Origin of the sequence: Enterococcus sp. 3C7_DIV0644, from assembly GCF_002141235.1 — a bacterium.
Lineage (GTDB): Bacteria > Bacillota > Bacilli > Lactobacillales > Enterococcaceae > Enterococcus_D > Enterococcus_D entomosocium.
This window is the reverse complement of the sequence record NZ_NGLK01000001.1, coordinates 1,246,408-1,264,745: the sequence shown is the minus strand read 5'-3', so window position 1 is coordinate 1,264,745 and position 18,338 is coordinate 1,246,408. Positions and strand designations below refer to the sequence as shown.

General features: G+C 43.2%; 17 protein-coding genes. 11 read left to right on the top strand and 6 right to left on the bottom strand.

Features of this window, described 5'->3' with window-relative positions; translation table 11 throughout:
- Window positions 1–21 precede the first annotated feature (21 nt).
- On the top strand, window positions 22–861 hold the full coding sequence (locus A5877_RS05885; protein WP_176273509.1) for an SDR family NAD(P)-dependent oxidoreductase: 840 nt from the start codon (window positions 22–24) through the stop codon (window positions 859–861).
- Window positions 862–999: 138 nt separating this feature from the next.
- Window positions 1,000–3,915 (top strand): NADH-dependent flavin oxidoreductase, encoded by a 2,916-nt coding sequence (locus A5877_RS05880; RefSeq protein WP_086316547.1) that lies wholly within the window; start codon window positions 1,000–1,002, stop codon window positions 3,913–3,915.
- A 531-nt stretch (window positions 3,916–4,446) separates the two neighbouring features.
- Here the strand turns inward: A5877_RS05880 and A5877_RS17280 are convergent.
- The 4 genes from A5877_RS17280 to A5877_RS05865 form a co-directional block, all read right to left on the bottom strand.
- The gene (locus A5877_RS17280; protein WP_005234033.1) at window positions 4,447–4,614 is read right to left on the bottom strand and encodes a hypothetical protein; all 168 of its coding nucleotides are present in this window, start codon (window positions 4,612–4,614) and stop codon (window positions 4,447–4,449) included.
- A gap of 222 nt (window positions 4,615–4,836) precedes the next feature.
- Window positions 4,837–5,610, bottom strand: coding sequence for an ABC transporter permease (locus A5877_RS05875; protein WP_061053221.1), 774 nt, complete (start codon window positions 5,608–5,610; stop codon window positions 4,837–4,839).
- A 5-nt stretch (window positions 5,611–5,615) separates the two neighbouring features.
- Complete coding sequence (locus tag A5877_RS05870) at window positions 5,616–6,419, bottom strand: hypothetical protein (RefSeq protein ID WP_061053220.1); 804 nt, start codon at window positions 6,417–6,419, stop codon at window positions 5,616–5,618.
- Window positions 6,416–7,390: an ATP-binding cassette domain-containing protein gene (locus A5877_RS05865; RefSeq protein ID WP_016612782.1), complete on the bottom strand. Its 975-nt coding sequence runs from the start codon at window positions 7,388–7,390 to the stop codon at window positions 6,416–6,418. Before A5877_RS05865 ends, A5877_RS05870 begins: the two co-directional genes overlap by 4 nt.
- A gap of 396 nt (window positions 7,391–7,786) precedes the next feature.
- Between A5877_RS05865 and A5877_RS05860 the strand changes: the two genes are divergently transcribed.
- The gene (locus A5877_RS05860; protein ID WP_086316546.1) at window positions 7,787–8,455 is read left to right on the top strand and encodes a CPBP family intramembrane glutamic endopeptidase; all 669 of its coding nucleotides are present in this window, start codon (window positions 7,787–7,789) and stop codon (window positions 8,453–8,455) included.
- Window positions 8,456–8,501: 46 nt separating this feature from the next.
- Here the strand turns inward: A5877_RS05860 and A5877_RS05855 are convergent, their stop codons facing one another.
- The gene (locus A5877_RS05855; RefSeq protein WP_061053219.1) at window positions 8,502–9,293 is read right to left on the bottom strand and encodes a helix-turn-helix domain-containing protein; all 792 of its coding nucleotides are present in this window, start codon (window positions 9,291–9,293) and stop codon (window positions 8,502–8,504) included.
- Between the two features lie 235 nt (window positions 9,294–9,528).
- Between A5877_RS05855 and A5877_RS05850 the strand changes: the two genes are divergently transcribed.
- The 3 genes from A5877_RS05850 (at window position 9,529) to A5877_RS05840 (ending at window position 12,316) form a co-directional block, all read left to right on the top strand.
- Window positions 9,529–10,542, top strand: a complete 1,014-nt coding sequence (locus A5877_RS05850) for an acyltransferase (RefSeq protein ID WP_086298042.1) — start codon at window positions 9,529–9,531, stop codon at window positions 10,540–10,542.
- Window positions 10,543–10,719: 177 nt separating this feature from the next.
- The gene (locus tag A5877_RS05845; protein ID WP_008380562.1) at window positions 10,720–11,784 is read left to right on the top strand and encodes a DUF1002 domain-containing protein; all 1,065 of its coding nucleotides are present in this window, start codon (window positions 10,720–10,722) and stop codon (window positions 11,782–11,784) included.
- 160 nt (window positions 11,785–11,944) lie between these two features.
- Complete coding sequence (locus A5877_RS05840; protein ID WP_008380564.1) at window positions 11,945–12,316, top strand: YccF domain-containing protein; 372 nt, start codon at window positions 11,945–11,947, stop codon at window positions 12,314–12,316.
- Window positions 12,317–12,573: 257 nt separating this feature from the next.
- Here the strand turns inward: A5877_RS05840 and A5877_RS05835 are convergent, their stop codons facing one another.
- On the bottom strand, window positions 12,574–13,425 hold the full coding sequence (locus tag A5877_RS05835) for a MurR/RpiR family transcriptional regulator (RefSeq protein ID WP_008380566.1): 852 nt from the start codon (window positions 13,423–13,425) through the stop codon (window positions 12,574–12,576).
- A gap of 152 nt (window positions 13,426–13,577) precedes the next feature.
- On the opposite strand from A5877_RS05835, the gene gnd reads away from it, so the two are divergent.
- From gnd to A5877_RS05810, 5 genes are read left to right on the top strand one after another with little or no spacing between them, the layout of a single operon-like run.
- Window positions 13,578–14,477, top strand: a complete 900-nt coding sequence (gene gnd, locus A5877_RS05830) for a phosphogluconate dehydrogenase (NAD(+)-dependent, decarboxylating) (protein ID WP_008380568.1) — start codon at window positions 13,578–13,580, stop codon at window positions 14,475–14,477.
- Between the two features lie 11 nt (window positions 14,478–14,488).
- On the top strand, window positions 14,489–15,490 hold the full coding sequence (locus tag A5877_RS05825) for a D-isomer specific 2-hydroxyacid dehydrogenase family protein (RefSeq protein ID WP_008380570.1): 1,002 nt from the start codon (window positions 14,489–14,491) through the stop codon (window positions 15,488–15,490).
- Between the two features lie 15 nt (window positions 15,491–15,505).
- A complete protein-coding gene (locus A5877_RS05820; RefSeq protein ID WP_086316545.1) occupies window positions 15,506–16,609 on the top strand; it encodes an iron-containing alcohol dehydrogenase family protein in 1,104 nt (367 codons plus the stop codon).
- Between the two features lie 11 nt (window positions 16,610–16,620).
- Window positions 16,621–17,454 carry a PTS sugar transporter subunit IIC gene (locus A5877_RS05815; RefSeq protein WP_008380575.1) on the top strand — a complete coding sequence of 278 codons (834 nt, stop codon included), beginning with the start codon at window positions 16,621–16,623 and terminating at the stop codon, window positions 17,452–17,454.
- Between the two features lie 19 nt (window positions 17,455–17,473).
- Window positions 17,474–18,331 (top strand): PTS system mannose/fructose/sorbose family transporter subunit IID, encoded by an 858-nt coding sequence (locus A5877_RS05810; RefSeq protein ID WP_008380577.1) that lies wholly within the window; start codon window positions 17,474–17,476, stop codon window positions 18,329–18,331.
- Window positions 18,332–18,338 lie beyond the last annotated feature (7 nt).

Below are 18,338 nucleotides of genomic sequence, written 5' to 3'. Positions count from 1 at the left end.
ATATTAGAGGTGGTATAAATGATGGAGCAATCTTGGTTGAATCTTAAGAATGAGGTTGTAGTCATTACCGGCGCTTTAGGCGGTATGGGGAAAAAAATTGCACAGGACTTTGCTGATCAAGGCGCACAACTTGCATTAGTTGATTTACATGAGGAAAACCTTGCCAACTATGCAGTACAGCTAGCAGATCAATTTGGTGTGAAAGTAAACAGCTATGTTTGCAATTCGACGATCGAAGCGCAGGTAGATGCATTGGCAGAAAAGGTCAAAGAAGATTTTGGCCGCATTGATGTTTTGGTAAACACAGCGGCTATTTTGAAATTTTCATTGCTTGAAGATCTACCATTTGAAGAATGGAAACAAGTGATCGACGTCAACTTAAACGGCTACTTCTTGGTTTCTCAAAGAATCGGGCGAGTGATGATCGCACAAAAATCAGGGCGGATGGTGCATGTCTCAACGATCGCCTCAATCAGCCCTGAAACATATTCTGGTGCGTATAGCCCAAGTAAGGCTGGAGTTAATATGATGTCGAAACAAATGGCTGCAGAGTGGGGTCAGTACGGCCTTCGCAGCAATTGTGTCTTGCCATGCTTTGTGAAGACACCTTTATCCGCAAGCTTTTATGCAGACCCAGAAGTTGAAGAGGGGCGGAAACGTTTAACTGCCAATAAGCGAATCGGCGATGTGCAAGACATTGCTAATGCAGTCCTTTACTTAGCCAGCGAACGTTCCGATTATACGAACGGGCACGAATTACGTGTTGAAGGCGGTTTTGGGATCATGATGGGGGATCAAGTACCAAAACCTGGTGGGCGTAAACAGTATGCCATCAATTCTCGGCCGGAAAACCAAAACTAACGGGGAAATGAAATAGAAAACAATTGAATAAGAAGTGCACTCATCCTTTTCTGATTTTTAGAAAAAGATGGGTGTATTTCGTGATGCCTTAATACATGCGGTCTGACGAAGCAAGCTATTTGAAAGGAACTGATTTTTATGAAAAAAGAATTATTTGAACCAATCAAACTATCTTCTGGCGTTGAACTTAAAAATCGACTCGTTATGGCACCTATGACAACTCAATCTGCTTTTTACGATGGTGAAATAACGGAAGAGATCATTGAATACTATCGCTGTCGTGCCGGTGCAGCTGCGGCAGTGATCGTAGAAAGCTGCTTTATCGAAGAACATGGGCGTGGGTTTCCGGGAGCACTCGGGGTAGATACAGACAAGAAAATTGCTGGGCTCACTAGATTAGCAAAAGCCATCAAAGAAAAAGGCTCGAAAGCGATCCTGCAAATTTATCATGCTGGACGAATGGCATGGCCTGAGTATAATGGCGGAGCCCAGCCGATTTGTGCAAGTCCCGTCGCAGCGTTACGACCAAACGCACCTGTTCCGAAAGAAATGAGTAATGATGAGATCCTAACGATGATTCAACGATTTGGAGATGCGACTAAGCGTGCCATCAAAGCTGGTTACGATGGTGTGGAGATACATGGTGCGAATACCTTTTTGATCCAACAATTTTTCTCGCCCCATTCAAATCACAGAAACGACCATTGGGGAGGCAGTCTGGAAAAAAGAGCGCACTTTCCATTAGCCGTATTAAAAGAAGTACAGCGGGTCCGTCAAGAAGAATCGGTTGAAGACTTTGTTATCGGTTATCGTTTTTCGCCAGAAGAAATGGAAAAGCCTGGGATTTGTTTTGAAGAAACGATGTACTTGTTGAATCAACTAGCGAAAAGCAAGCCAGAGTACCTTCATTTTTCAATGGGAACCTATCATCGCAGTTCTATTATTGATAACGAGAGCAGCGAGCCATTGATTGTGAAGTTTTTAACAATGCGTTCGCCTGAACTTTCGACTATTCCGATTATAGGAGTGGGCTCTATCTTGCAACGAGAAGACGCAGAAGCAGCACTGAAAATTGGCTACGATTTGCTTGCCATCGGGAAAGGATTTTTAGTCGAACCTAATTGGGTTCAGATGATCGCCGAGAAGAAAGTTGTTCGTCATTTTGCTCTTAGTCATGCGCAAAGTGAGTTGAAAATCCCAACACCATTGTGGCAGTTTATGGAAGATATGGTCATTGATCCAGAAGAGGAGAAACAAAAGCATGAACGCTTGAAAGAACTCCAAAAGCGGAAAGTCGCTTACCAACCAGGGACATATCTTGTACAAGCCCAAGGACACAATAGTCCGATTGAAATGCAAGTGACTTTTTCAAAGGAAACGATTGAAAAGATTACGATTGATAAAGGCAATGAATCTGAAGGTTTATCTGATTTAGTCTTTACGAGAATTCCGGCACAGATCATTGAAGGACAAACGCTGAATGTCGATGCTGTTTCTGGTGCTTCTGCTTCCAGTCAAGGGGTGATCGCAGGGGTGGAAGAAGCGGTAAAACTTGCAGGCGCCGATGTAGAGGTCCTCAAAGCACGGCCAAAGCCAGTCGTGGCTTGGTCAGAAGAAGTGGTTGAAGAAGCAGTTGATGTAGTGATCATTGGCTCAGGCGCCGCTGGGCTTGCTGCTGCATTGCGAGCGGATCAGTTAGAACGAAAGGTCATCTTACTGGAAAAATTAAGTTTTGTGGGTGGAGCGATCTCTATTAGTGGTGGAAACCAAATCGTGACTGGTTCGAAACTACAACAGATTGCTGGTGTAAAAGATGATACACCGACAGCAATGGTGGCTGATTTTCTGGAAAACGGGAATGGGCTGAACGATCGAAACCTTTTGACCCTTTTCGCTGAGAACGTAGGAGAAACCACAGATTGGGTCCATGAATACTTAGGTGTAGCCTACGATATGGAGCAAGGGCTGCACGTCCTACCAGAATATCAAAAAAATCGCGAACTTGCTTATCAAGGGGGCGGCGCTGGATTTGCCCAGACCGTCCGTAAAACACTACAGAATAGTGGGGTTCAGGTCTTGCTCCAAACGAAAGCCCAACAGCTACTAGTAGATGATCAAAATAATGTCATAGGCGTCAAAGCCGTCGAAGAATCAGGGAAAACTCATATGATCTATGCCCCAACGGTCATTATGACAACCGGTGGCTATGGGAATAATGCCTCCTTACTCAAGGAAAGATTCAAGCAAATTTTGTATTATGGACCAAAATCTGCCACCGGCGATGGTCTGTTGATGGCAACCATTCCTGCTTTAAAGGCACAAACGCGAGCGATGGATCAAGGAAAAATCTATCCCAATGGATTGGAAGTTTCTCAAGGGGTGGCGAAATCAACGATTGGTGGCAATCTGATCGTGTTGAAAGAAAACGGTATTCTAGTGAATCAATTTGGAAAGCGGGTAGTCAACGAACGAGCTAGCAATAAGCTAGTATTAGAAGCATTATTAAGACAACGCTCGCCAATGCTTTATTTATTTCTAGACGGCAAACACTTTGAGCATTTCAGCCAAGGTGTAGCAGAAGGCGGAATCACCAGTGAAGAGCTGGCTTGTTGGATTGCGCAAGAAGGAAAGGCCACACCTCGTATTCTTAAAGCTGCCACGTTAGAACAGTTAGCCATCAAAGCGCAGATGCCTGTAGAACAACTGATCGAAACAGTGGATAATTTTAACTACTGGGTAGCGCAAGGAAGCGACGAAGAGTTTCACCGTGCACCTGAATACTTGCAAGAACCGATTGGTGCAGGTCCCTATTATCTTATCGAACAAAAGCCTCGGTTTGCGACTACGCTAGGTGGGTTAGCGGTCAATCGTTCGTTGCAAGTTTTGAATCAGCAAAACCAGCCCATTAAAGGGCTCTATGCTGCAGGTGAAGTTGTGGGAGGCGTCATGGGATCAGACTCTCCATCTGGTGCCAATAATGCCTGGGCATTGACTTCTGGGAAATTAGCAGCAGAAGCTGTTTGTGAAGTGACGAAAGGACCGAAAAAAGCGTAGAATCCGCTTTTTCGCTTTATTGTTAAATCGAGAAAACAGCGTCGATGACGGATCAGCTAGGAGAATCCTTCTATAATTCTCTTTCAGAAATTTGGCTAGAATCAGAGCGATTTAGGTCGTTTCTCTAGATAATCAAATCAGCAAAAAAACCAGAACGATCCTTTCGGGGGTTCTGGTTTTTTCGTGTGATTTTAACAAACTTGTCGTTTACGACTGATTGGTCGCCTGTAGCCACTGTCAATCTACTTTGCAAAAAAACATAAGTGGTACATCGTTCTACCTCGGACTTGGAAGAGTGATCGGCGAACGCACGGGCATCCACAAAGGTTACTGCGAAGATGGGGACGGTATCACCGACATCAAAGGTGCATATGTTGCTTTCGCTAGACTTGATAAAGAGCAAAAGAACAGCGATTTGTTTGAAGGTGGACACAAATTGTGTGTCCAATAGCTTCTAAATCGGGTGTAATGACTAAAACAGCCTCGTTTGTTTCGGTAGGTTCGTAGCCATCTCCCCGTGTTTTTGACAACTTAAAGTGTATTTGAATAGAAGAAAACGTAAGAAATGGCAATCAAGCAAACCAACAATAAACCAGAGAGTGACAGAAAAAGCAGCATGATTCGTTTCTTCTTCAATCCAAGTACAAGTATCACTACATTCAATAGAAAGAAAACAAGTAAAATCGCTAAATATTCCATAACTGGTCCTCTTTTACGTTTTTATTTATCTTACCAGAGATTGCTTGCTTTTCCTAGCCAGTTTTTGTCTTTAAGGGGATAAATATTTACAGTATATCAGTGACGTGATTGCTCAAATAAAAAGCGACTGAGCAATTTTACAATTATCGAAAAGAAAAAGAGCACCCATCATTAGAGGATGCGTCTTCAATGATTGATGTCAATAAGGGCTTCTTGCTTGTTCTACGAACCCGTAGAAATATAATTCTTCAAACCTACTCGCCAAAAGAAGAAGGCGGGAAAGGCAAAGAGCAGACAAACCGACGGTGATAAGATCCACCAAGGATTAGTTACGCGACCAATGACATACAAAAACGGATAATACTGAAACCAAGCCATCGGCACGACGTAGGTCAACAAACGCAAGACATGTTTTCCGTAGATACTAAATGGGTAGCGGCCAAATTCTCGGGCACCATCGGTAAAAATATTCATAAATTCAAGTCCTTGGATCGTAAAGAAGGAAATGGCGGCATACACTAAGAACAATAGGGCGAAAAAGAGGGCGCCGCAGACGATCATTAAAAAAAGAGTCAGGACATTTCCAAAATGCCAAGCAATTCCACTATTGGGAATCGCATAAGCAAACAACAGCAAGGCTTGAATAAAACGACCGAGACGAGAGAACTCCATTTTGGAAGCTAAGACTTGAAAGATCAAGGATCGAGGGCGCACGAGTGCCCGATCGAACTCGCCATTACTGATCATTTGTGGAAAAAGATCGAACCCGCGAAAGAAGCATTCCGCAATCGAAAAGGCAAACAAAACCGTCGCAAAGGAAAGCAGGACTTCCTCAAAGGTAAAGCCATCCACTTGATGAAACCGGGTAAACATAAACCAAATGCCTAAAAAAGCGGTAAAGGAACCTAGAAATTGTCCCAAAGCAGTTAACACAAAGGAAACCTTATACTGCATCTGACTTTTGAGATGAATACAAAAATAATGCCAATAAACCATATTCCTTAACCTCCTTGCACAACGACACGCTTGAGTGCCTGCTGCAGCCAAATTTTTCCGATCACGATCAAAAGTATGAGCCAAAACGCTTGTAAGAGCAATGCTGAAACAAGCGCAAAGCCAGTCAGATCCCCGTTGTAAATTCGCAGCGGGACGTTTTGCATGGAAGCAAAAGGCAATAGTTCCACGAATTGGCGAAAAGGCTGTGGAAAGAAAGGCAGAGGAATGACCCCGCCAGCTAAAAATTCACCGATGGAGCTGATGACGATCCGCACCCCGATGGAGGATAATGTGTAAAAAGTCGAGATATAGACCAGCTGCGACATAGCGATCACTACACCTAAACTCAGCGCCATAGACAAAAGAAACAAGAACAGGGCAACGATGTTTGTTGGCAGAATCAAGCGATAAGGTGCTGGCAGTAAAAAGGCAATCACAAAAATCGGTCCGCAACGCAAGAGGGCTTTTGCTAAGCGATTGGCAGCCGATTGGCAAAACCAGCGATTGTATAGATCCATCGGCCGCACAAGTTCGTAGGCGATCGTCCCTGTGGTGATGGTATTGAAAATTTCTGCCTCAAAGAACCACAACATAAATAAAGACAAGAAGGCTTGCTGGAGCCAAACATAGGAGACGGTTTGTTGAAAGGTCATGGGAAAGGCACTAGGATTTGCTTGGTAAAAGGCGTGGAATGCCAGAATTTCCATCAAGCCCCAAGCTAGTTGCGTAGCCATCCCGGCAATCGCCGCCGAGCGGTATTGCAAGGTATTGATAAAGCGAATGCGGAAAAATGCCTGATACTTCCTCATATTTGATACTCCTGATACAGCTTAGCGACCATTTCTTCGGCCGTGATACTGGCAACGGCCAAATCGGTGATCTCGACTTGATTGCTGAGCAGACTGAGCAGCTGAGCGACCGACACTTCTTTGGGATTAAGTTTCAGAACAAGGCGACCAACGTCTTTTTGAAGCAGCTGGACGTTTTCTGGCAGATGAGGTTCATTCCCTTGATAGTCGATCTCCAGCGTTTTGACATCAGAAAAACGATGCTTTAGTTCATCGAGGCGACCATCCAGCAAAATTTGCCCTTTGCCGATCAACAGAATTCGCTGTGTCAGCGCCTCGATATCTTGCATATCGTGGGTCGTCAGGATGACTGTGGTGCCTTTTTCTTGGTTTCTTTTTTTAATAAACTGACGCACGGCAATCTTTGATACAGCATCTAAACCGATGGTGGGTTCATCAAGAAATAAGATTTTGGGGTCATGGAGTAAGGAGGCGGCGATCTCACAGCGCATACGCTGACCGAGACTCAAGGACCGAGCAGGGGTTTTTAAGATCTCACCTAAATCTAGTAAGGTGACTAATTCTTCTAGGTTGCGCTGATAACTAGCAGCGTCGACTTTGTAGATATCACGGATCAAATCAAAGCTGTCATTGACGGGGACATCCCACCAGAGTTGACTGCGCTGCCCGAAGACGACGCCGATGTCTTTGACATGTTGAATACGTTCTTGCCAAGGCGTACGACCATTGATGTGACAAATGCCTTGATCAGGGGTCAAAATCCCGCACATGATTTTTATGGTGGTACTTTTTCCAGCACCATTAGGCCCGATGTAGCCAACCATTTCGCCTTCATTGATGGTAAAGCTAATGTCTTGCAACGCATGGACGGTGGTGGTTTCACGAGAAAGAAATGCTTTGGCTGCTTGGCGAAAGCCGCTTTTTCGCTTGGACACTTGGAAGGTCTTGCTGAGGTGTTCTACTTGGATCATTTGGATTCACTCACTTTCTTTTGACAAACGCGACAAAAAGAGCATTCGAAATCGAATACTCGCAACGAGTTGGTCCAAACGAACATGGTTGGGGCAGCGGTTCGTCAGCCAAACAAAAGTAGGAACAGTGTAGCATAAGAGAGCGCTTTTTTCAAACACTACTTATATTTTTTTGAGGGCAGCGAAAGAAAAAACGTGGTTTGTTGGATAAAATACGCAAAATAACTGTTTTTATTTTTTATTTGTTGTAAATACTGAGGAAACTCAGTATCATTAGAAACAAGCCGATAGCGGCTAAGCAGTTTCTGGATATATGGGGAACCAAGTGATGGACTGTGTCATGATTTGTCGTAACCCAATCCTGCAAAATGCAATGAGCAAACAATGGAGGAGAGCATGAAAGCAGTAAAGAACTTATTTATTTTGATTTGCTTATTCTTACTAAGTCAAGTAGGGATGACCGTATTCAGTGTGGTAAAAATCTATTATTTGGAAGCAGGAGAGCCGAGGATTCCTGCGATGATGAGCTACGGGTTGATTGCCTTGCTTTTGGCAAACATTGGCCTACTGATGTATTTGGCTCGGAAGCTAGGACTTGCCACCTTTGACTTTGGGTGGTCAACGAAGCGCAACTGGCTATGGATCATCGGTGGTTTTGTTTTAGGTCGAGTCGTTGCTGTTGGTGGTACCATGTATCTGCAGCATATATCCGATCAAGAGGCGACCGCGAATGATGCATTGTTAGGGGAACTGTTTACAGGCGAAAATCCGCTTTTGATTTTCCTATTGATCGCTGTGGCGGCGCCAATCATGGAAGAAATCGTTTTCCGTGGTGGGTTTATCGGCCTTTTATTCAAGAAATACCCGATAGTCGGGATCATTTCAAGTGTAGCCGTTTTTAGTATCATCCATTCCGTCACCAACCTGGTCGAGTTTTTGATCTACGGTGCTATGGGGCTGATCATGGCGTTGATTTATGTAAAAACCAAGCGCTTAGAAACAGCCATCGCCATGCATTTTCTCAATAACGCCTTGGCGGCGATCGCAATGATCTTGCTAGGATAAGAAGTCAGCAAAAAACCACCGATCAAAACGATTCGGTGGTTTTTGTTTACTCTGGCAGTTGTCCTTGTTCAAAGGGTAATTGTTCCAGTTCTTCTGCAGTAAAGAGGAGATCGCCTTCGTCTTCGATAGAAAATGCGTCACCTGCTGCAGATTTTTGATAGGCGCGCGCTTTATTCATATTACGAAGATAAAGATCCTTGTTTGCATTTAATTCTGGTGCAGCTAAATTGTCTTCGCGATTGCTGCGAATGATGATTTTGCTTGTTTGCGTGCCAAAATGAAAACCGTGATAACCCGAAACCATTAATTGGCTGGCATTTTCGCTGCTGTATTCTTTATAACCCGACAGACGGCCCGTTTTTACCATTGGCCGATCGATCGTATAAGTGATCAAGTATTCCGTATCTTCAGGCAGCTGAATCACTTGTCCGGTTTCCTGATTCGTTATCTCAGTGGCAGGCAAGTGGTACTTTTTAATAGAAGTGATCGTTAGGTCTTCTTTTGTGAAAAAGACTGGATCGATCCAAAATCCTGCCAGCAAAATCGTACTTAAGCTAATACTGAGAACAGTCAAAAGGGCGATCAATACGAGGCCAATTCGTTTTCGGTGAGTGGTCAGATTGAGTTCTTGGACCATCTGTTTGTCTTCTTTTAATAAATAGTCCAAGGTCAATTCAAAATAGTTGCTCAGTTTGACTACTTGGTCTAGATCAGGATAGCTCTTGCCGTTTTCCCATTTTGAAATCAGTTGCCGAGTGACAAAAAATTCCTGCGCCAATTGTTCTTGCGTGAGATTTCGTTTGGTGCGTTCTTCTTTAATAATTTTCCCAATATCCATGTGTCTGTTTTGCCTCCATCATTCTTCTTATATATTATAGCAAACTCTTTTCTATGCGAACGAGGATCTATGAAATTAACGATGCAACAAAGGGTAACATCCTTTATTTATCAATGTTTCTACTTGTTGCACTGTCTTTCTATTCTGGAAGCTTTCAGTGCTGGTCATAAAAAGAAAGGTCCAGTAGAGTGAAGTATGTTTGATCAAATTTGACGGAGAAAGGAGAAACGATCGAATGAAGACAAAACACCTTATGGTTCCAATTGGCTATACCCAATTCTTCGCTTCCTTACTGGTGATTCTCGTTCACTGTGGTCGACTGGCAGAAAACAACGGGCTTCATTTTTTGTTAAAGAGTCTCTTATGTCGTTTGGCGGTTCCTTTTTTTCTGCTGCTGAATGGCTATTTTTTTCAAAAGAGCACCTGTTCATGGAAGCAATGGTGCAAACGACAACTCAAGCTTTATTTGCGTTGGTCGATCGTGTACCTTCCCTTAGGTTGGTTTTATTTAGGACAGCAAAATCTTGCCGATCCATTACGGGTCATCGGTTTGGCTGCTGGCTTTTTAACAGTAGGGGTCTGGTACCATCTTTGGTATTTTCCAGCGTTGCTCTTTGGCATGTGGTTAGTAAGGAAAACCCGTTTTCTTGGCTATCGGTGGCAGTTTTTACTGGCGATCAGTTTGTATTTGATTGGCTGTCTTGAAACGTACAGCAGTTATTTAAGTGGACCTTTATTGGTATTTTATCAAAATTATCGGACCCTATTTTTTACAACGAGAAACGGTCTTTTTTATGGGTTTCTTTTTTTGCTGTGCGGGTTTTGTTTAGGTGAACACCAGAAACGTCCTTTTTTCACGAAGCATCTTGGCAGAAAATTCGCGGTCTCTCTTTGCTTATTAGGCATTGAAGGTCGACTGGTGTATCTCAATCAGGGGGACGATAAGAATTTCATGCTGTTCTTTGTGCCGACGACTCTTTTTTTCCTTGCTTGGCTGATCAAGCAGCAACCACAAAAGCGGACTTGGCAAGAAAAACAGACAGCTGAGGCTAGTCGATTGATCTTTCTGAGTCACCCGCTGTTTCTGGAATCCGGGAAAGTCTTTTTTTCACTAGGAGGGTTTCCGTTGTTCTTTTATACGATAGTTTTAACGGGAGCCTTTCTCGGCTTGAGGAAAGTGGGCAGTCATTTCAAATCCTATGCTGTTGGGTTTGCTAAAAAAACAGTTGATGAAAAGAAAAGCGCCTAAAGCATTGCTGCGCCAAGGATAATACCAAATTACGCCTTTTTTAAATAGCAGCAGAGTTCTAAGTTTTTCTTCATTTCAGACCCTAGACGTAGGCTTTGCAAGAAAACCTATAGTACAATAACAGCAGTAAGAGGGAAAAATCCCTGAAAAAGAGATCAACACTTGGAGGATATAGTGATGAAAAAACAGACTCGAAAACCAGCGATGATTTTAGCGACTCTCTTGGTATCTAGCCAAGTTTTATTAGCAGCACCACAAGTTTTTGCTGACGAAACCAATTCAACGACGAGCAGTTCCACTGCAACAAGCAGTTCTACCGCAACGACAGCCACTACCGACAGTCAAACAAGTACCTCTGACAGCAGTTCAGATCGTTTGCAAGTCAATGCTGTGGCGATCGGAAATGCCTTGACGAAAGCACAAGAAGACTACACACTTGAGCGCTTAGGCATCCAAGGCGAAACACCGATTTATACGACAAACGGTAATGACTTGATGAAATACATTCCCGATGGTGGCTTTACCGCAGATTGGGCGGTCTATAGCTCGGTCAGAATGCAGACGCTAGAAAGCGGGGCAGGAATCACTGTCGATATCGCGACACCAGATAACATTACCCGGATCACCGCAGCCCAGTATCAAAATGCGGCGCTGACGGCAGGGATCACTGATGCGAAGCTAACGGTTGCTTCTGCTGTACCGATCGACGGTTCCGGTGCTTTAGCTGGGGTTTACAAAATCGTTGAAGAATCAGGCGGCGTCATCAATCAGAATCGAGTAGCTGTAGCTCAAGATGAGATGGATGTGCTTTCTACGATCACCGAAGAGAACAAAGACAAAGAAGGCTATTCCGATGAAGCTTTGAATGCTGCGCAAGAACAAGCGAAAACCGATTTGGCTGCTCAAACCGCAGATGGTACGGAATTGACTCAAGCAGATATTCAAGAGACAGTAGAAAAAGCCTTGAAGGACAACGGACTTGAAGGAATCGTTACGGAAAATCAAATTTCTGAATTGACCTCTTTGATGAGCGACATGCGAGACAACAATATCTTCGATGACTTCATCAAAGAATTGGATCTGTCAGAAGCTCGCAAGCAAATCGAAGAAACCTCTAAGGGCCTTTGGGAAAATATCAAGAGCTTCTTTAGCGGCATCTGGTCTTCGATCACCGGTGTCTTCGGCAATGACTCAAATGAATCAAATAACAGCAGCGAATCAACGGTTGATTCTGGACAATAAGCATTTTACAAAATAACGTATTTCGCTTGTATTAAGAAAAAAGAGAAGAGCGCAGGGGAAGGAGCAGGGACGCTAGTGCACATCTGAGTGCTAACGATGTCCTCTGCTTTCTTTGCTAAAACAGGAGCAGTCTTTATTAAAAGAGAAGGAGGGCAATCAGATGAATTTTTTAGGCAACGTGATTTGGTTTGTCTTTGGCGGCTTGATCGGTGCGATCTCATGGTTTTTGGCTGGGTGTTTATGGTGTATTACCATCATCGGCATTCCCATTGGTCTGCAATGTTTTAAGTTTGCGACTTTGTCATTAGCACCATTTGGGAAAGACATCGTTTACCGTGGCGGTGGCGTGTCCGTGATTCTCAATATTTTATGGTTGATTTTTTCTGGTATACCACTGGCTTTAGGACATTTAGCTAGCGCAGTCCTTCTAGCCATCACGATCATCGGCATTCCATTTGCGGCGCAATCATTGAAAATGGCGCGCTTAGCGTTGATGCCCTTTGGAGCAGAGATTGTGTCTAGTCGTTATTGATTTACCCCAAAAAATAGTCTTAAAAAACCACATTACAGAGCGGATAGCTTTGTGATGTGGTTTTTTTGCGAATATCAGCAAGAGTAAGGGACAAGATTTTTGGCAGGCTCACCGCAGTTGAATTTCAGAACTGAAAAAGTTGTTAAGAAACCAAAGAAGAGGACAGGAAAAAACACACAAGTTTTTTTGCATATCAACCGTGATTCACAAAAGATTTAGCGAAACACAGAAAAATGTTAAGTTTTTTTCTTCCCTTCTCAGGGTTCTTTGATTTTTGAAATGGAGCGCCGAATTTTGGCAATCGATTGTTGTGCTTTGTCTCGATTAATAAACATTAAGATGACATAGAGGGAATCCATGATGCTCAGTTGAGCGATTCTGGATGCCAATGCCTCTGAGCGAAACTCAGTTTCTTCGGAAATAGAGATGAAAACCACGTCGCCGAGTTTGGCTAAAGGAGAAGCAGCATGGCTAGTAATGACGATAATTTTGGCACCATTGTTTTTGGCAACTTGAGCTAGTTCAATGGTTTCTCTTGATTTTCCAGTATGAGAGATAAAAATGCCGCAATCATCTGGCGTCAACAATGAAGCCTCCATCAGTTGGATGTGATAATCACTGCTGTGGAAAACAGTGATCGGCGAGCGCAAAAATTTGTGATAGGCATCGGTTGCCACGATTTCTGAACCACCAACGCCGAAGAAAAAAAGTCGTTTAGATTTATTGATCATTGCAGCAGCAATCTTTAAATCTTCTTCTTTTAAAAGATTTTTGGTATCAGTCAGTGTGGTCATATTGGAATCAAATACTTTTTGAGCCATAGTCAATTCATTATCAGACTTCTGGATATTTTCATGGATCGAAATGGCAGAAAAATCATTTTCCTGCATCAGCATTGCCATTTTGAAGTCTTTAAATCCGTTGTAACCGAGTTTTTTTGTGAATTGAAAAAAGGTCGAATCAGCGATGCCTAATTCATTGGATAAATCACTGATTGAACTGTGGCTGACTTTACTAGGATTTTCCAAAATGTAGTCGGCAATCGCTTGTTCTTTGAGACTTAAGTCTTTATAAAGCGTTTTTATTTGCAGTCGAATCGAAACAGTCAAAGACGGTTACCTCCTTTATATGAACATTATCATCTTTGTATTGTTACGTTACCTCTTTTAAAGAAAAAAAGCAAATAAAAATTATTTTTATTTTTATTGTTTACAAAAAAATATTTTTTTGTATAATGGAAGTATGGAATGGAGGCGCTATCATGGAGGTAGGAATTATCGGACTTGGAAAAATGGGATTGAACTTAGCCCTCAATTTAAAAGATCAAGGTTATCAAGTAAAAGGGCTGGATCTTTCGGTACATGCGCAGAAAACAGCGCAAGAAGCTGGAATCACACTCTATCAAACGCTAGCTGATTTGACGAATTCCTTTAGCGGCCGACGGATTTTATGGTTGATGCTTCCTGCGGGAACGGTGACTGAGGGGGTTCTTGAAGAACTATGGACCCTTGTATCAGCGAAAGATATCGTGATTGAAGGCGGAAATTCTAATTACAAAGATTCGATTCGCCGAGCAGCCTGGTTTAAAGAAAAAGAGGTGCATTACTTTGATTGTGGGACTTCTGGTGGGGTTTCCGGAGCTAGAAAAGATGCATGTTTGATGATTGGCGGGAATGAGATCGCTTTTTTAGAGGTGGAATCTTTGTTTGCAGATGTGGCTGTTTTAGGAGGCTACCTTTACGCAGGGGAATCAGGAAGCGGTCATTTTCTAAAGATGGTCCATAACGGTATCGAATATGGAATGATGCAAGCGATCGGTGAAGGCTTTCAATTGATTGAACAAAGTGCCTATAACTTTGATTTGGCTTCCGTCGCGGAGGTATGGAATCATGGATCGGTTATTCGCAGCTGGCTGATGGAAATCGCAGCGGCCCAATTTAATGAGAGCCCTAAGTTGGAGGAATATCGCGGGGTTGTTGCAGCTTCTGGTGAAGCTAGGTGGACAGTGGAAACGGCTTTGGAGATGAATGTTGCTGTACCGACGATCGCTATGAGTTTGTTTATGAGAAATTTGTCCCAAGAAGAAGACAGTTTCTCAGCAAAAGTCGTCTCTGCGCTAAGGAATGGTTTTGGTGGTCATGAGATTGTTGCAAAAGAGTAAGGAGGAAGAATATGGAACAGTTTAAGATCGCTATAGTGAATTCCAGCAGCTTTGGAAAAATCTTTCCGCAACATATCGAGCGGTTGAAAGCAATCGGAACTGTCAGTCCTTTCACGTTCGATAGCGAAATCAACGGGAAAGAATTGGCAGAAAAGCTTAAGGGATACAACATCATTATAGCAAGTGTTACCCCATTTTTTACCAAAGAATTTTTTGAGTACAAAGATGAATTGCTACTGATCACACGCCACGGGATCGGCTATAACAATATTGATTTAGAAGCAGCGAAGGACCACCAAACGATTGTTTCGATCATTCCAGCTTTGGTCGAGCGTGATGCAGTAGCAGAAAATAATGTGACCAATCTATTGGCGCTTCTGCGCTGTACAGTTGAATCGAATACAAAAGTCCGCGAAGATCAATGGGAAAAACGAGCGAACTTTGTCGGACGCGCACTATTTAACAAGACAGTAGGCGTGATTGGTGTCGGCAATACTGGAAGTTGTGTAGTAGAAATATTGAGAAATGGTTTCCGCTGCGAGATTTTGGCATACGATCCATATAAGTCCGCTTTGCATATTCAAAGCTATGGCGGAAAAAAAGTCGAGCTAGACGAGCTGCTAGCAAAATCAGATATTATTTGTCTATGTGCTAACTTGACGGAGGAAAATTATCATATGATTTCCTTTGAAGAAATTTCAAAAATGAAAGATCAAGTGTATCTCTCCAATAGTGCCCGTGGCGCACTTTTGAATGAAGAGGCAATTGTAAGCGGATTAAAAAGTGGGAAAATCGCTGGTCTTGCCACCGATGTCTTAGAGGAAGAGCCTGGTCATAAAGATCATCCGTATTTAGCTTTTGAAAATATAGTTATGACACCGCATACATCAGCTTATACTATGGAATGCTTAGAAGAGATGGGAAACAAATGTGTAACGGATATTGAACGAATCGTTAAGGGACTGCTGCCAGACCGTGCTGTTCAAGCGGAAAGTCGGTTTTTGGCTGTATAAAGGAGAGTGAAGCTCGTGCTAACGGATTTAAAAGTAAAGGTTGGACCGCAAGTTTATCGTTACCATGAAGGCGCGATCGACTATGTGCCGGAAGTATTAAAAGAGTACAAAGTAAAACGACTGCTGCTCGTACATGGAACGGTTTCATGGGAAAAAGCGAAACCAAAATTACCCTTTTTAGAAGATGGGCATTTGGAAATTTTTTATCATCGCTACACAGGAGAATGTAGCTATTATGGCGCTGGACTGATTGCTGATCTTGTTGAAGAACTGGCGATCGATTTTATTCTGGGGGTTGGTGGCGGGAAGTTAGCCGACTTAGTGGGATATGCAGCACATGTAGTCAATCGACCCTTTGGACTGATCCCAACATTGGCCAGTAATTGTGCACCATGGACACCCTTGTCTGTCATGTATAAAGAGTCGGGAGAATCTGAAGGGAAGTCGGAACACTATTTAAGACAGGCTGCTTTTTTGATTACCGATCCGACGTTAGTGATCGATGCACCAGTCTCCTACTTTATCGCCGGTTTAGCAGATACGTTGGCAAAGTGGATTGAATCGGAAGCAATCTTAGCCCAACCACATTTGAAAAATGAGCCTTTCTTGCAAATGGCAGGCTATACAGCAAAATTATGCGAAACAGCTATTTTGACACAATCGAAACAAGCGATTGAAGATATGAAGCGGCAGGAAGTGACAGACGCCTTTTGTCATTTGTCGGAGATCGTTATTGCAGTTGCTGGAATGGTAGGCGGGCTAGGCGATAAATATGCCCGCAATGCAGCGGCGCATGCGATGCATGATGCCATCAGTAAATATCTTCCTGAGAGTCATCGTTTTCTTCACGGGGAAAAGGTTGCCTATGGGATGTTTTATCAATTAGCGCTTGAAGAAAAATGGACGGTCATCGATCAGTTGATCCCCTTTTATCAAGAATTGCACTTACCAATGAGTTTACATCAAATGGGTATTTTTCCTGAAGATGCACAAGTCATTGATCAGTTGGTGCAGTTCATAGATTCAAAAGAAAAAGTACACTTGATTCCAGTCTTAATCACCAAAGAACGCTTGAAAGAAGCTGTTCTTGATTTAGAAAACTATTTGAAAGAAGTTTAGGAGGAGGAAAAATGGATACATTAAGTGTTACACAAAGTTTACTGATTGCGCTATGGGTTGCAGCAGTCATGTCTCGTTGGCTCGGCGGAGGCGCCACACTGACTTTACGTTTTTCACCGTTGATGACGGGATTAGTTGTCGGACTGGTGATGGGAAATGTGCCTCAAGCCATGATCGTCACTGCCGCTTTACAAATGATTTACATGGGGGTATTTTCTCCCGGCGGATCCATGCCGGCGGAACCTTCGATTGCAGCGGCGATTGCCGTACCGGTAGCTTTGCTAGGAAATCTGCAACCAGAAGCAGCGATTGCTGTTGCCGTACCTGTTGGTTTGCTTGGGAGTTATTTATATCAGTTCCGTTTCTTTATCAATACCTTCTTAGGAAAATATACGGATAAAGCAGTGGAAGATCTTAATGACAAAGCAATGACTCGTTCAATAATTTTATACCCAACGCTGGCTTCATTTATTTTATTTGTTCCGCTGGTATTTATTGCACTTTATTTAGGCGCTCCACTGATTGCTGATGTCATCAATGCTCTTGAGGGGACAGTCGTTATCCATATTTTAGAAGTAGTCGGCGGCGGATTGGCAGCGATCGGGATTGCAACTACCGTCTATGTGATCGGTCGAAAAGATTATATGGTCTTTTTCTTCTTGGCCTATTTCATGAGTGTAGTTTTCAGTTCGCTGGAAATTACCATGGTCACCTATGCGATTTTTGGTATTTTGATCGCGTTGATTTTTGTTCAGTCACAAAAAGGAAAATTGGCCCCAGCCCCAGAAACGAATACAGCATCACCATCCTTTGATGATGACGATGACTATGATGACGGGTTCTAATCGATAAGGAGGAGCAGTAATGACCGAAATAATTCAAAAAGCGCAAGGCGCACCGGAAGAAATCACGAAGAAAGATGTCACAAAAGCATACCTAAGATGGCATTTCGCCAATGAGATCCCGCATTCGTTTGAACGGTATTTATCACCATCGCTTTTATACGCCATGATGCCGATTTTGCGCAAACTTTACAAAGACGATGAGGCACTGAAAGCTGCCTACAAACGCCAACTGTTGTTTTTCAATACCCAGCTAAGTTGGGGTGGCGGTGTTATTACTGGGCTGATGTCATCAATGGAACAACAGCGAGCCGAGGAAGAGCATGAGAAAAAAGAGATCTTGATGCAGGATGATCTAATGTACAACACGAAAGCTGGTTTGATGGGTGCTTTAGCAGGAATCGGGGATGCCATCGACTCAGGAACCGTTCAATATATCTTTATTGCGATTGCCGTCCCTTGGGCACAGCAAGGAAGTCCGCTAGGTGCGTTGTTTCCGTTCATTTGCTTTGCACTGTATCAAGTTTCTCTAGGAATGTTTTTTGCCCGCCAAGCGTTCTCAATGGGACGCAACGCAACTGGCTTGATGCAGAGTACAGGTGTTCAAACTGCCATTGAAACACTGTCGGTTCTCGGTTTGTTTATGATGGGGGTTCTGGCTGGAAACTATGTCAAAGTCAGTTCTTCGCTGCAGTTTGATATTTCTGGACGAGAATTTATTATCCAAGATATCCTTGATCAGATTGTACCAGGGATCTTGCCGTTAGCAGTTGTAATGGGCGTCTACTGGTTCTATACAAAGAAAGGATTAAAAGTCACGCAAGCATTGCTATGGCTGACTTTGATTCTGATTATTTTAGCCGGTGTCGGTATTTTATAAGAAAAGG